Below are 14,224 nucleotides of genomic sequence, written 5' to 3'. Positions count from 1 at the left end.
AAATTCCTTAACGCACCAGCTTAATGGGCCTAACATGTTGTATTAAACATGAAAAAATCTCCTGTAAAAGGACGATAAGGCACGAACCTTATCCCCTCATACAAGAGATTTCATGAAATATCTCTAAGGATATTGCTTTTCATGCGATGCTTGCATGTTCTGACACGTCCAATATCAATCGTTATTGTTCCCCTTGTTTTCCACTCTGCTTGCGGTAGTCCCCTGGTGTCACGCCCATAATCCTTTTGAACACTCTTCCGAAGGAGATCGCATTGGCGTATCCCACTTGAAGAGCAATATCCTGAACAGCCATATCGGATGCAGACAACAGACGGCAGGCCTTTTCGACCCTCAGTTTCACCAGAAAATCAACAAACTTCATCTCAAACTCTTCCTTGAACAAATAACTCGCATATTTACCCGAGATTTGGAACCGATCACTCAGATGTTTCAGCGACAGATCCGGATCATCAAAATGCTCTTCAATATAGATCCGTAGCTCGTTGATCATCGCTCGATGACTTTTCGTTTCATTCACAGACACATAATTGCGATAGACCTCTTTAAGCCATTCCTGCAAAATCTCTTGAATTCCCTCTAGTGTCTCCACCTGCTGAATATCACTGCGAAGGCGAGTCAGGATTTCCTCGTCAAATTGGCTTTGCAACCGCTCAGACAGCTCCCCGAATTCACGGGACAACATCTGGATTAATGCCTGCAGCAACATACGAATATCATTATCTGTAATCTGATCTTCGCTGAACGCAACAAACATCTGATCCAGCTGTATCCGCCAGCCATCACCCGTAAGCCTGAATTCACGGACAAAGTCAGCGAGCATCTGCAAGTATTTGTACGATTGTAGCTCAATACGATCCGGCAGCTGTTCACTGAGAACAATCGCATCTTTACCAAGGGTAAGCCTATGCTGTAAACCCGCATCTGCACTCGCATAGGATCTCGTGATCTCCTCCCAGCCCGATACGGTTCGTCCAATGCCAAAGGTAAACCGGAGTCGGAAGTGTTCCGCAATCCACATATGCATCTGTTTAGCCAGATCCATGAGCAATTCACGATCCAGTCCTTCCTTCTCATCCGATGCGATCACCACAATAAGCCTGCGGTTCCCAAACCATTCAGCCCAGCCACCAAATTGGGTCTCGTTCTGCACAAGTTCTTCCACCACATTCATGAGCGCAATCTTCAAAATATTCTGATTTGTTGAGAGATCATCACCATTCATCTCCGCAATGAGGACAGCAACACTCTTTGGTTCCATGAATCGTTCCTCTAGTGGCTGCAGATGGCGAAGTCGCTGACGGAACGAATCCATTCGCTCTCCTTCCATCAGATCAACAAGCAACTGTCTGCGATGAATCAGCAGGTTTTCATGATGCTGTTTCTCATAGTCAACCGTTTGAGCAATCAGATGTTCCAGCGCACGGTCGATGAGAGCCAGTTCATCCTTGACGGACGGAGCTGCTTCATCTTCCTCGGCACGTGGCTGTAGCGCCTGAATTCGATTCATGATGAGCTGGATGGGTCGAGTATTTCTGCGAGTAATGTAGATCAGGCCCGCCACTGCAGCAACTATCGTTAATAAACCAATGCCGATCCACACATAGGAGACAAGCGATACCCATGAATACAGCTGTCCGGATTGAATGCCACTCTCGAAGACCAGACCAAGCTTGTCCGCAGACACACGATTAAGGATTTCGCCGGCTGAAGGGTCCATTTGATGCGCGGTATAGATCAGATTGTCACTCTTGTCCCGAACCTGAAGAACAGACAACTTTTCATTCGTCATGTTATCAATCTGCCGTTCTACTGCATACATGCGGATCGTAATGACGAGCAACCCTTCCCCGCCCCAAGGTAGCGGAAGCCACTTATTCATGCTAATCACCTGTGAAGGTACGTCAAAGGAACGTTCCTTGTATTCACGCGGCAGGTTCCAACCGAGGTTCTCCCGATCTTTCAAGGCTTGCTCAATATAGGCACGATCTTGGAAATCTTCCAAGCGCATCATGCCTCTGGGCGTCAGGATCTGAGAATCCGATATGCGATAGAGATAAATGGATTGAATCATATCCTGCTGATCCAGCATCCGTCCCAGCCCGCTTGCCGCATCATAGATGAACTGACTCGATAATTGTCCCTGTCCAGCCTCCAGGAAGCGACTGTATGTTTTGTTCGCACCAATGTCTTCTAGCAACCGAAGTTCAATGTCGCCTAGTGAGCGCTCGAGTGTATCTACGATATAGCGGGTGGAGATCATGTCGGCCTTTTGCGTTTCATTACGCGAGAGTTCGTTGACAATCAGGAAGGAGAGAAAGATCAGAATGGAAATCGTAAGCAGAAAAATAGGAAAATAGGAATACAACAACTTGGTGTGCCAATTCCGCTTTAGATTTACTTTCATAGGCTCCAACTCCTTCCATCTCTATTCTAATGAGTATGATCTTCTCTGTTCTTTGGCCTGCCTGCTAACAATATACAGAATCACTGATCCTAGTGCCGCACTGATCGTGCAAGACAGATACATCAATGATGGACCGCCCGAATCGAGTAAATATCCGTTAAGCATATTACCAACAATTCCGCCCAGGCCGGCAAATACCATGTTAAATAAACTTTGTCCTGTGGCCTGCATCTCCCGTCCCGTAACAGAAGCCACATATTCCACTGCTGCGATATAAAAGAATCCGAAGGATAATCCATGCAGCACCTGAACGCCAATCATCACCTCAGGTGTCGGCCATAGCCATTGGATTCCCCAACGTAACATATACGCCCCGGCTGCAAGCAGCATCGTCCGTTCATATCCCCATTTTCGGAGGATAAATGCCGCCGCCAACATGGATGGAACATTGGTAATCGACGCGAGCAACAGCGCCGTACCTGTCATGGTCACAGAACCGCCAGCCATCTGAAATGAAATAACGAAAAAGGAGTTAAATGCAGTAAGCGTTTGGTTAACCAGGAAACAACCTGTTAGAAATAGAAGGAATGTCCGGTTTCGGAGCAATCTTGCCAAACCTACGGAGAAGGTTACCGAGGACGAGGAGATGCTCGTCTGCCGGGGAAGTGTACTTGCCAGTATGGCGCTCAGAACGTTAAACATCAGAAATGGCAGCCATAACATGTGAATGGAAAACTGGGAGAGATACATCCCTGCTGCGAATCCACCAACTCCCGTTCCTATGCTGCCGAAGAGTCGGATCATGCCATATGAGGTATTGGCTGCCCTCGCCGCGGTAACCGCATAGGAGTCAGCCACAGGTATTTGAGTCACTTGGAATATAGTGCATAAAGTATAAATCAATATTAATATAATGTACACTTGAATATTGTAGAAGTACGCTAACGATGCAGGAACAAGCAGGCTTATCACCAGTACGAACCGTGTCTTTTTAAACTTATCTACCAAAATTCCCCATATAGGTTGAAGAATAATAGATACGAGTGTTCCAAATGCCATGATAAATCCGGTTTCTTTACTGGAAAAACCTTGTGCAACCAAAATGGGATTAATGTACGGGTTAAACATTCCTCCCGCAAGTCCCATAAACAGGTACAGGCCCTGCAATTTGAGTAAAACACGTCTTGCATCATTGGAATCGGCTTTTGTTTTCTCTGTGTAAGCCTTCATATGTCTGCTTCTCATCCGGATCTCCATCCTTTAATTCTTTAGTCGCTTCGCCTATTCTCTATTGATATGTCCGTGTTAGACTCGACCTGATTGCAGCCAATGCCCCGATCGCGCCTGCTTTGTTCCCAAGTTCAGCTACAGCTAAACGTGCAGGCAGAACAATGTAACGCTCAAGACGTGTACGTACTTCATTTAGATAATAGGATGGGTTGGATGCTGCCACGCCACCGCCGATCACAATAATGGAAGGATTAAGTAAAGCTATAATATTCGCCAGACCTCTTGCCATATAACGCATGGGCAGCTCCAGGATCTCCAGTGCAGCAACATCACCGGATTCGGCTGCTTTGAATACATGTCTGGCTTCGATCTGTTCCACTTTCTCCCCTGCCAGACTCATGATCAGGGAACCGGCACTTCCTTTTCCATCTGCAAAATAACGCCTCGCCTGTTCGGTAATTCCCGTACCTGAAGTCGCTTGCTCGAATACGCCAAAGGAATCCGCATCCGCAACGTAACCGGTATAGAGCCCTTCGTCTCCTGCAATGAAATGCCCAATCTCGCCTGCTGCTCCATTCTGACCGCTATACAGCTGTCCATTCAGGATAAGAGCAGATCCAATGCCTGTTCCAACCGTGACCATTACACAGTGTTGATGTCCCTGTGCTGCCCCTTGATCATATTCTCCCATCGCAGCCATGTTCACATCATTATCCAGCATGATATTGCCGCTGTAATACTTCGCAATAACAGGGCGAATATCTTCCTCAGGCCACTGAAAAGCCGGAGCACTTCGCAGTATTCCCTCCTCCTGCAGAATCACACCAGGGAATCCCAAGCCTGCACCCGAAAGTTGACCCAAGCTGCAACCAACTTCACGGCAGAACGTTTCCAATTCAGCGAATAACCAACGGAAGAACTCATCCGGCTGATCACTGGCAAGAGTAGGCAAGCGACGTTCATGAACTTCACTTCCAGCCTGTTGTGATGACAAGAGGATTAATGTTTTGGTGCCTCCAATGTCAATACCTGCAATCCAGCCGGATCGCTCCCCTCCAACCGTACCATCCTGATTGGACTGGCGGTCATAACTTACGTTTTTCACGGATTCTGTCATCCCGTTTCCCTCCTCACATGTGTAAATCTAATATCTATTCCATGGCTTCCTGTTGAAGATTCAGCATCGTTTGTTGTAGAGCCACCTGTACCGCACCCGTAACAACAGCCTGCTCACCAAGCTTGGAGCAGATTAGCTGTGGCTGCACCGGGAAATGCTCAGATATGATCTGTCTCAATAACGGTAACAACACATCACCGTTCCCCCCTACGCCTCCGCCAAGCACAATCAGATCAGGAGCAAGCACCACGCTAATCTGACGCAGAGCTGAAGCAATCATCTGGCTATACTGCTTAAGAATCTCTAACGCTTCTACTTCTCCACTGCGTGCAGCTTCAAATAACTTCTCGGGAGTCAAATGTCTGCGAAGAGCATCTGCATCTACATTTACATCCGCTCCCGAATCAGCAGCCACCAATAGTTCATCATGCAGATAAAGATGACGTTTCGCCAACTGCATCAGACCATCGGCTGATAGCACTTCCTCCAGACGACGGCCATCCTCCATCAGCATCTCGGCAATCTCTCCGGTTAACCCACCAAGACCTCGAAGCAGTTGACCATGCACCATGATGCCAGCGCCCGTACCTGTCCCGATGGAGAAAAAAACAAACAAAGGATAACCTGCTGCTGCACCGCTCCTGTACTCCCCTAGCGCCGCAAGATTCACATCATTCTCCAAGATTACTTCACAGGGGAATGCTCCAGACAACGACTCCAGCGAGAAGGCTTGTTCCAGACCCACTAACGGGTCCACAATACGACTGATACGCCCCGTTTCGGGCAGTACTACACCCGGTATGCCAAACCCGATGCACTGAATCTGATTCCAGTTCAGATGATTTTCCTCAAGCAATGCGTTCATATGACTTCGAAGAAGCTCCAGTATCGTCGCTTGTGCTTGGTCATTGGCTGCTTGAACTACCATGGGATACGTTTGATAGGCGATGATCTCTCCATTCAGATCGGATAATGCGATCCGAATACGTGTTGCTCCGAGATCTATGCCACAGACATAATAAGCCGTTTCATTGAAACGGATGAGCGTTGCTTTGCGACCCTGAGCGTTGTCAGCTCTCCCTGTTTCCCTCACCAGATTACGATCAATCAGATGTTCGACCGCCGACGACACCGTGGGTTTACTCAGTCCGGTCTGACGGCTGATATCCGCTCTCGACATGGTTCCCTGAGTTATCAGAGCATCCATAATCAGATTTTCATTCAGATTGCGGATATATTGCGGTGTGCCAGCCATCTTATCCCCTCCTTTTATAGTTAGCATTTTTCATAATTCGATTAAAGGCGCTCTCCGGTACAAAATATAGACGAATAAAACCGTTTCGATATATACCTTGCTGATTGTAAAACGCTTTTGGAAATTATGCTAAACGCTTAGTTAGTTAAGTTTATTAACAAATTAATTAAATTCAATATATCATCGCTCCTGGTATCTGTATAGTGTTTATCTTTGCACTCTTTTGCTAGGACGGAATCGAAATATGTCCCTACAAAGTGTAAAAAACACTGTCATGTAACGGTTGAATATTGTGGAATAAAGAGAAGAAAACACTATTAATATTCTGTTTGAACTAGATTAATACCGGATAATATTAACCTACCAAAAAAGTTGCGGTCATATTCCACCGCAACTTTTTTCTTCCATATATACATATTCATTTCATCAAGTTTTGGAGAGTTCAATGAATCCCTCACCGAAGACATCACGCACATCATGAATGGTGATAAAAGCAATCTCGTCTTCTGCTCGTACAATTTTCTTCAGCATGGAAACTTCCTGTTTGCTAATCACAATGTATAGAATTTCTTTCTTATTTTTCGTGTAATAGCCATGACCGGACAGGACGGTTACTCCGCGATCCATCTTCTCAATGACTTGCTTCGCAATTTCATCCTGTTTGGAAGAAATAATCATAACTGCTTTTTTCGGATTGAGTCCTTCAATAATGAACTCCATCGTTTTGGTTCCGACAAACAGCAAGACAATCGTACACATTAATCCTTGTGGGCCAATGATGAAGTATGAGGAAAAGGCCACAATCAGATCGAAAAACAGAAGTCCGTAACTGATATTCCAATCCAGATATTTGTTGGCAAGTCGGGCCAAGATCACGGTACCCGCCGTTGTGCCTCCCACTCTAACAATCAAGCCAATACCAAGACCGGCAAATACTCCAGCAAAGATGGTATTGATCCAGAGTTCATCCGATGCAATCGTCCAGCTCTCCGTCAGATGCAGGAACAACGAGTTGAATACGACCGCAATAATCGTATACACCGTAGTCGTTTTATCAAGAAATCGATATCCCACAATTAACAGAATACCGTTCAGGATCAAGTTCATCAGTCCAGGGGACCATTCAAACAGGTAATACAAAATAATCGTGATACCCGTGACGCCGCCTTCAGCCAAATCGTTCGGGATGACGAACAGGTTCACCGCCAGTGCAAACAGAAATGCACCTGCCATAATAAATAGAATATCCGTAATTCGTTTCTTCATTATGCATTCCATCCAATCCATCAGAAATCAACCTAATCGACCCGTCTCATAAGTTGTCATAATCACTCAAAGATAGATTTTACCATGCCCACAACAAAATTTGTATACATAATACAAATTGTTACGTAATTTGTGCAAAGGAATTTACAAAACCCTTCTCTTTTCTCTTCTGCAAAGCCATTCATCACCATACACCCATGACAAATGTCATGGTCCATCATTGATGTTCATCATTATAAAGGGCTGACGTTTATGACTTACTGTCATGGTCGGTTTGTTTTACAATGATAAAAACGCTTCCTAGAGGAAAGTCTTACCGGGAAACGTGAAGTTGTAGCTGACTACAGTTATAACGATTGAAGGAGGACATACGTCAATGAGTAGAACCAAAGAAATGGCGCTAAAAAAAGAAGTCACCCCTTACGAAAAAAATGATCTCAGATTAAGTATCCGTCAGTTAATCAATACATTGCTCCCACTCTTCTTGCTATGGGCTGCAGCTTACTTTAGCTTATCAGTTTCCTACTGGCTAACCTTCCCAATTGCCCTGGTGGCATCCGGATTTGTACTACGGACATTCATTATCTTCCATGACTGCTGTCACGGTTCATTCTTTAAAAGCAAACGTGCCAATGATATTCTCGGTACCATTACAGGCGTATTAACACTGACACCCTATCAACAATGGAAAGCCGAGCATTCCATCCATCACGCAACCAGCAGTAATCTCGACAAACGTGGTGTAGGCGATATCTGGGTCATGACGGTTGACGAATACAAAGAAGCTTCCCCTTGGGGTCGTCTTTTCTACCGGATTTATCGTAATCCATTTGTATTGTTCTGCATCGGACCAATCTATGTGTTCATTCTTGCTTATCGCTTTAACCGCAAAGGCGCAAGACGTAAAGAGCGTATTAATACTCACTTGACTACAGCCTTGATTGTTGGACTCTATGCATTCATGTGCTGGTTAATTGGCTGGCAGGCTTTTGTTATGGTGCAAGCACCTGTATTCTTCTTCTCCGGTTTCTTCGGCATTTGGTTGTTCTACGTTCAGCATCAGTTCGAAGAAACGTACTTTGAACATGAAGATGAATGGAGTTATGTAAAAGCAGCGGTTGAAGGCAGTTCTTATTACAAATTGCCAAAATTATTGCAATGGATCAGTGGTAACATCGGGTTCCACCATGTGCATCACTTGAGCCCGCGTGTACCGAACTATTTCCTGGAAGAGGCACATAATGCAACACCGCCTTTGCAAAAAGCAACGACCATTACACTACGTTCCAGTCTGGTTGCCCTGCGCTTCCGCTTATGGGATGAAGATTCCAAACAATTTATTAGTTTCAAACAGCTCAAAAGCTTATCCCGCAAGCCGTATGTTCAACCGCCTATCCGAGTAACCAATCCAGCGGGTCTGACAGAGAAGCCTTAACTCTGTCGGATTCGTTTTCTTGTATTCAAGCCATAGTCATGCTACAGTCATGCTAAAGTTGAGTACAAGTGCAAGGAGGAGAATTACATTCAAAAGTGGATGCAGATTTTTTATAAAAATACAGGGTTAAATCCTTATGTATGGCTGGTCTTTTTCATCCTGCCCTTCTATTACATTTCACAATATTCCAAATTATGGACGATGGTGACCGGCATTATTATCATCCTCGTCTTCTTCGTCTGTTATCTGCTCGCCTTCATTACCAAGGGCTGGCAGGTGTACATGTGGATTGGATTGCTCATTGCCATATCCATTACGATGACCATCGCCTATGATTATGCCTATTTCTCATTGTTTCTTGCTTTTTTTATTGGGAATATTAAAAATAAAGCCGGTTTTTTCACCCTCTACTCGGTGAATTTAGGAGCCAGCTTTCTAACCATTAATTATGGTTTTATCAATCAGAGTTCATTGCTCGTGAGTCAGTTCCCGTTTGTATTTATCAGCTTAATGGCCTCCATCCTGCTTCCAATCAGTACGTATAACAAAAATAAGACTGAACAATTGGAAGGCCAATTGGAGAATGCCAACAAACGACTGGATGATCTCGTGAAAATGGAAGAACGTCAACGTATCGCTCGTGACCTGCACGATACCCTTGGACAGAAGCTCTCTCTGATCGGTCTGAAAACCGATCTGGCGAAGCGGCTGCTCCGCAATAATCCCGATCAGGCCGAGATTGAATTGAACGACCTCAGACAAACGGCAAGTACAGCTCTGAAGGAAGTCCGCGAAATGGTAACAACCATGCGTGGTACGCAATTGGTCGATGAACTGTTCCGGGCAGAGCAGATTCTGAAGGCCGCATCGATTGAATTTGTACTCGAAGGTAACCCGAAGCTGCAAGACACGTCGCAATTGAATGAAAATGTGCTTGGCATGTGCTTGAAAGAAGCTGTCACCAATGTGGTCAAACACAGTCAGGCAACAACTTGTACCGTCGTCATTGAGGAAACACCCGCCAATAATGTACTAACCGTGCAGGATAACGGTGTCGGAATAGAACGAACTCGCAAAACGGATCGGCGCGGAACAGGAATTTTGGGCATGAAGGAACGACTTGAATTCGTGAATGGTTGTCTGGATATTCGCTCTGGTACAGACACCCAGGGTACAGCAATCATTATTCATGTGCCCAAACTCGTCCGCAAACCGATAAAGGAGGCAGAATCATGATCAGGATTGTAATCGCAGAAGATCAGCGCATGATGCTCGGTGCCTTGTCTTCCCTGCTTAATCTGGAGGAAGATATGGAAGTCGTCGGACGTGCCAGCAACGGCCAGGAAGCCCTTGCTCTGGTGCAAGAGCTTGCACCCGACATCTGTCTGATGGATATAGAAATGCCCGTGAAAAGCGGCCTCGAAGCCGCAGAAGAACTTAAAGGATTGAGCTGCAAGGTCATTATCCTGACCACTTTTGCCCGGACCGGATATTTCGAACGTGCCCTTAAGGGTGGTGTCCGTGGTTATCTGCTCAAAGACAGTCCAATTGAAGAACTTGCCGAGGCGATCCGCCAAGTCATGAATGGCAGACGTATCTTCGCTCCCGACCTGGTCGATGAGGCTTATGTAGAAGAGAATCCTCTGACTGAACGCGAGAACGCCGTACTCGGCCTCATGGCAGACGGGAAGAACACAAAGGAGATTGCCGGACATCTGTTTATTACAACGGGCACGGTACGTAACTACATCTCCATCATTCTCAACAAGTTAAATGCCAGTAACCGCATTGAGGCTATTACTCGTTCCAAGGAAAAAGGGTGGTTCAAATGAAAGTACCGCTTTAACCCATTAAAACATAAATAGGCATGTACCCGGCTGCACAAGTCAGTCGTAGTAACATGCTCGTAATAAAAGCTTGGTCCAGGAAAACACTTCCTTGGCCAAGCTTTTTTTATGTTTATTATAACAATCTGACATTCACTTCTTGTACATTGCAGAATATCTGTGAATTGCTTATGATTTTACAGATACAGCCATGCCAAGAGCTTCCAGTGGCACTTGATTGGTCTTGAGCTGATAAATTTTATGACCGTCCTGCCATGAGATCGTTACATGAACAGACTTTCCTCCACTTGGATATTCCACGTTGATATACCCTTTATCTTTCGGTACAGGCAATGTATGTGACTCCAGATACTCCACCATTTTCTTTGCAATACCCGGATTATTCATCTTATCTTCGGAAACCGAGCGAATTTGCAGCGTCCATCTTCCTTCTTGCCATGTCAGATATTGACTGCCTGCCGCACCTTCACTCAAGCCTTGGATGCCATGTCCCAGATCCACAGCCATGTCTGTTGGAATGTCTTTCAGGTCCGTCTCAGGGAAAATTTCTGACTGATTCGGGTCCTTATAGGTCTTCATTTCATAAGAAGCCAGTACAGGTACCTTGCTGCCAGATGCAGTTAACGAAGCATCATTGATAGCAACAGACTGAGTCGTAGCGTAGAAGTTTACTTTAAACGCATCAGCAGTGTTGGATGGTATTGCCGCACCCAAATGTTCGCCCTTCTCTAACGTAAAAGATGTGGGTAAAGATGCATCCTTCATCGTCAACTGGTTACGAACTTGCTGGATTACCTCATTCACACCCACCTGACCAGCGGCAGCTTGGTTGTCATTCGCCTTCGATCCGGATGTTTCTTCACTATCTGTTGTATTCGTGTTTTCTTGGGTTCCCGCTTCATTTTCATTAGAGAAATCAGCACCACCGCTTCCGCTCTGGGTCTGTTCACCCACTGTTGTCGTTGGTGAAGAACTATTCTCTGATGATGCAGCATTCGAATCCGGTCCGCCACACCCTGCCAGCGCAAGTAAAACGGCTGTCGTTACCGGAATGGTGATCCACAATGGTTGTTTCTTCATGATGTGTACCTCCTTCGTTGTGAGTTGTGTCCAACGTGTAGTCAGGATCGATCTAATGTCTGATTCGTAGTTCAAAAGATTAACGCTTGTCATTCCAGAAGTTAACCGGCTGTACTTTCTTGCTTAATACTTCAAAACGATACCCTTCTGCCTTCAATGTTTTCAACACTTGTGGCAGGACCTTCAACGTCGCTTCCTGGTCGTGCATAAGCACAACAGGCGTTGTTCCGCTCTTTTGCACATTGTGGATCTGCTTCATTACACTGTTATAGACTTTCTGGTGATCCTTCTTGTATTTCCAGTCTTCCGAATCCACATTCCAATCCCATAAATGGAACCCACCCTGACCCAGCAGCACATTACGAAATGCCGGCTTGAGATATGGTTTACTACCATATGGCGTCCGAACGAGACTTGTTTTAACTCCGGCAACCTTGTTCAGACTTACATTGGCCTGTTGCATCTCTTTCAATCCGCTATAGGCAGATTTATAGAATTTGCTTGGAACGTGAGTCACACCATGCAGACCCAATCCATGCCCGTCAGCTACGATGCGTTTGGTAGCCTTCTGAAATTGCTCCATCTGAGGACCCAACATGAAGAACGTTGCCTTCGCATTATATTGATCGAGAATATCGAGTAACTGACCTGTGTGAGCCGTTGGCCCATCGTCAAAAGTCAGGTATATGATTTTGGAACTCGCTTTGTTTGCGCTATCCTTCGATGTAGTTGATTTGGCAGATACCGACTGCGGCAATAATAGTGGAATGATTAATAGAATTGCAAGTGTGACCATGATAGATTTGCGAATATGTAGCATAATTAAAAGTCTCCCTTATGTGTTATATTTCCCCGGGTGTCCATGTTGTTCTACCTTCATCCCTTGGCGATTAATCCTAATACTATCAAAGATAGCAGCTCTTGTTCTCGCTTCAAAGGCTACGGTAGAGTTACACTTTTGTCAGATAAACCTAAAATTTAAAACGAATTTGATAGATTTGCGCAAAAAAAGATCCCGCCAGGATAGCTCAATTGTGACATATCCTCTATTACCCATATTCAGGATTTTGATAGACTTTTGCTACGATTCAAGCATATCAATAAAATAACGAAATGTCTTTGCATGCAAAAAAAGCCTGCACAAGTGCAGGCCTTCTTCGTCTTGAATCAGCATATGGCATCAAACCATCATCCCTTGCAGGGGGATTGCCCCCATTGCTTCAGGATCATTACCTCATGCTGTATGTAGATGATTTTTTGTCGCTGGAATCTTCTCGACTCCCAACGTACAGTTATTCAGCTGGGGCAGTGAACGAACGTTTGCCAAACTCTGCATCCAGCATGTAGAAGGCATTGCTGTCTTTTTCGATGCGGCGCAGCTTCTGAATAATGTTGTCAAACAATGCTTCCTCTTCAACCTGCTCATCAATGAACCATTTCAGGAAATACATCGTTGCATGTTCACGTTCATTCAGGGCGATGTCAGCCAGATTGTAGAATTTTTTCGTGTTTTGCTGCTCATGAGCATAACCATGCTCAAATACATCCAGCATCGAAGCATATTCATTCTTCGGTTCTGGCAAAGCCGCCAGTGTGGCACGTTGTCCACGATCATTCAGGAATTTGTATATTTTCATGCCATGGAATCGCTCTTCCTCCGCTTGCACGATGAAGAAGTTCGCAAATCCATCCAGACTTTTGCTGGAACAATAGGCTGCCATAGCCAGATATACATGAGCGGAATAAAACTCAAAGTTCATCTGTTCATTTAAAGATTCTGTTAACTCTTTGCTCATTATCAAAACACCTCTTTCTTTCTCTAGGGATGGTTATATTCTAACATAACGACTACAGGACTTACACCGATTTTCTACAAATTTCGCCAATGACTGAACGTACAAAAAAAGCTCTGCCGCGATGGCAGAGCTCCTTTCATTCTTTAGAGATATGCAATTATACCAAGAACGCTTTGGAGATGATAACCAACAGGATGAACAGAACCAGAATGGCACCTACAGAAGTGAAACCTCCGTATCCGTAGCCTCTTGCTTCTCCACCTAATACTTCGCTCATTGACCGTACCTCCTCTGCAACAGGTATGGGTTATCTTATGCAGGAAGAACGACTTTGACAGGGCGGATGCCCTAATTATTCAAAAGCTGTTTTTTTCGTTCAGTACCGTGGAGATTGCACTCGCATGATATCCAGAAAAGGTACCTTCGCCGTGAACTCTTCCTCTGTATACTCTACATGCACGAGTCGTGTACGGGAGTCCATTTTGACAATGACTCCTTGCACCTGATCTTCCTTGCCCCATACCGTCAACAGTACTTCCGAACGTTCACGAAAGGCTTCAACCAGCTGATTTCCCAACTCTTCAAGTTCAAACTCATCCCGTGTAGGTCTTTTTGCTACTTTTGCTTTTGCCAATGTGGCTGCCTCCTCTACTCCGACGTCCCGATTCCACGGGTTGATTGCCGAGTTCATATTCAATTAGTATACCATTCATTTACGTCTGTGTAATGTCATGGCACCCAAGATTGAGCAAATTCCTCAGGCAAGTTACCGT

13 protein-coding genes are annotated in these 14,224 nt (G+C 45.2%); 3 read left to right on the top strand and 10 right to left on the bottom strand.

Annotation, left to right across the window (positions count from 1 at the left end; all coding sequences use genetic code 11):
- Positions 1-181: 181 nt before the first annotated feature.
- From NYE45_RS12460 to NYE45_RS12440, 5 genes are all read right to left on the bottom strand, one after another.
- The gene (locus NYE45_RS12460) at positions 182-2,425 is read right to left on the bottom strand and encodes a helix-turn-helix domain-containing protein (protein WP_340016852.1); all 2,244 of its coding nucleotides are present in this window, start codon (positions 2,423-2,425) and stop codon (positions 182-184) included.
- 21 nt (positions 2,426-2,446) lie between these two features.
- Entirely contained in the window at positions 2,447-3,670 is a 1,224-nt protein-coding gene (locus NYE45_RS12455; RefSeq protein WP_340016851.1) for an MFS transporter, read from the bottom strand.
- 43 nt (positions 3,671-3,713) lie between these two features.
- Positions 3,714-4,772: an ROK family protein gene (locus NYE45_RS12450; RefSeq protein WP_340016850.1), complete on the bottom strand. Its 1,059-nt coding sequence runs from the start codon at positions 4,770-4,772 to the stop codon at positions 3,714-3,716.
- 34 nt (positions 4,773-4,806) lie between these two features.
- Entirely contained in the window at positions 4,807-6,027 is a 1,221-nt protein-coding gene (locus NYE45_RS12445; RefSeq protein WP_340016849.1) for an ROK family transcriptional regulator, read from the bottom strand.
- A gap of 426 nt (positions 6,028-6,453) precedes the next feature.
- Complete coding sequence (locus NYE45_RS12440) at positions 6,454-7,293, bottom strand: YitT family protein (protein ID WP_062834072.1); 840 nt, start codon at positions 7,291-7,293, stop codon at positions 6,454-6,456.
- A 376-nt stretch (positions 7,294-7,669) separates the two neighbouring features.
- Between NYE45_RS12440 and NYE45_RS12435 the strand changes: the two genes are divergently transcribed.
- The 3 genes from NYE45_RS12435 to NYE45_RS12425 all read left to right on the top strand — a co-directional run bounded on the left by NYE45_RS12435 (position 7,670) and on the right by NYE45_RS12425 (position 10,560).
- Positions 7,670-8,728 (top strand): fatty acid desaturase, encoded by a 1,059-nt coding sequence (locus NYE45_RS12435; RefSeq protein WP_340016848.1) that lies wholly within the window; start codon positions 7,670-7,672, stop codon positions 8,726-8,728.
- 87 nt (positions 8,729-8,815) lie between these two features.
- Positions 8,816-9,964, top strand: a complete 1,149-nt coding sequence (locus tag NYE45_RS12430; protein WP_340017360.1) for a sensor histidine kinase — start codon at positions 8,816-8,818, stop codon at positions 9,962-9,964.
- Positions 9,961-10,560, top strand: a complete 600-nt coding sequence (locus tag NYE45_RS12425) for a response regulator transcription factor (RefSeq protein WP_340016847.1) — start codon at positions 9,961-9,963, stop codon at positions 10,558-10,560. Before NYE45_RS12430 ends, NYE45_RS12425 begins: the two co-directional genes overlap by 4 nt.
- A 183-nt stretch (positions 10,561-10,743) precedes the next feature.
- Here NYE45_RS12425 and NYE45_RS12420 read toward each other — a convergent pair whose 3' ends face one another.
- The 5 genes from NYE45_RS12420 to NYE45_RS12400 all read right to left on the bottom strand — a co-directional run bounded on the left by NYE45_RS12420 (position 10,744) and on the right by NYE45_RS12400 (position 14,085).
- The gene (locus NYE45_RS12420) at positions 10,744-11,655 is read right to left on the bottom strand and encodes a hypothetical protein (RefSeq protein WP_340016846.1); all 912 of its coding nucleotides are present in this window, start codon (positions 11,653-11,655) and stop codon (positions 10,744-10,746) included.
- Between the two features lie 79 nt (positions 11,656-11,734).
- Complete coding sequence (locus NYE45_RS12415) at positions 11,735-12,475, bottom strand: polysaccharide deacetylase family protein (protein ID WP_340016845.1); 741 nt, start codon at positions 12,473-12,475, stop codon at positions 11,735-11,737.
- Between the two features lie 472 nt (positions 12,476-12,947).
- On the bottom strand, positions 12,948-13,451 hold the full coding sequence (locus tag NYE45_RS12410; RefSeq protein ID WP_062834066.1) for a ferritin: 504 nt from the start codon (positions 13,449-13,451) through the stop codon (positions 12,948-12,950).
- 157 nt (positions 13,452-13,608) lie between these two features.
- Positions 13,609-13,728: a hypothetical protein gene (locus NYE45_RS12405; protein ID WP_024631887.1), complete on the bottom strand. Its 120-nt coding sequence runs from the start codon at positions 13,726-13,728 to the stop codon at positions 13,609-13,611.
- Between the two features lie 99 nt (positions 13,729-13,827).
- Positions 13,828-14,085 (bottom strand): YolD-like family protein, encoded by a 258-nt coding sequence (locus NYE45_RS12400; RefSeq protein ID WP_036608707.1) that lies wholly within the window; start codon positions 14,083-14,085, stop codon positions 13,828-13,830.
- Positions 14,086-14,224: the final 139 nt, after the last annotated feature.

Origin of the sequence: Paenibacillus sp. FSL K6-1318 (assembly GCF_037976905.1) — a bacterium.
In the GTDB taxonomy this organism is placed as follows: Bacteria; Bacillota; Bacilli; order Paenibacillales; family Paenibacillaceae; genus Paenibacillus; species Paenibacillus amylolyticus_A.
The sequence above is the reverse complement of the archived record's forward strand: the minus strand, read 5'-3'. Positions and strand labels throughout refer to the sequence as shown.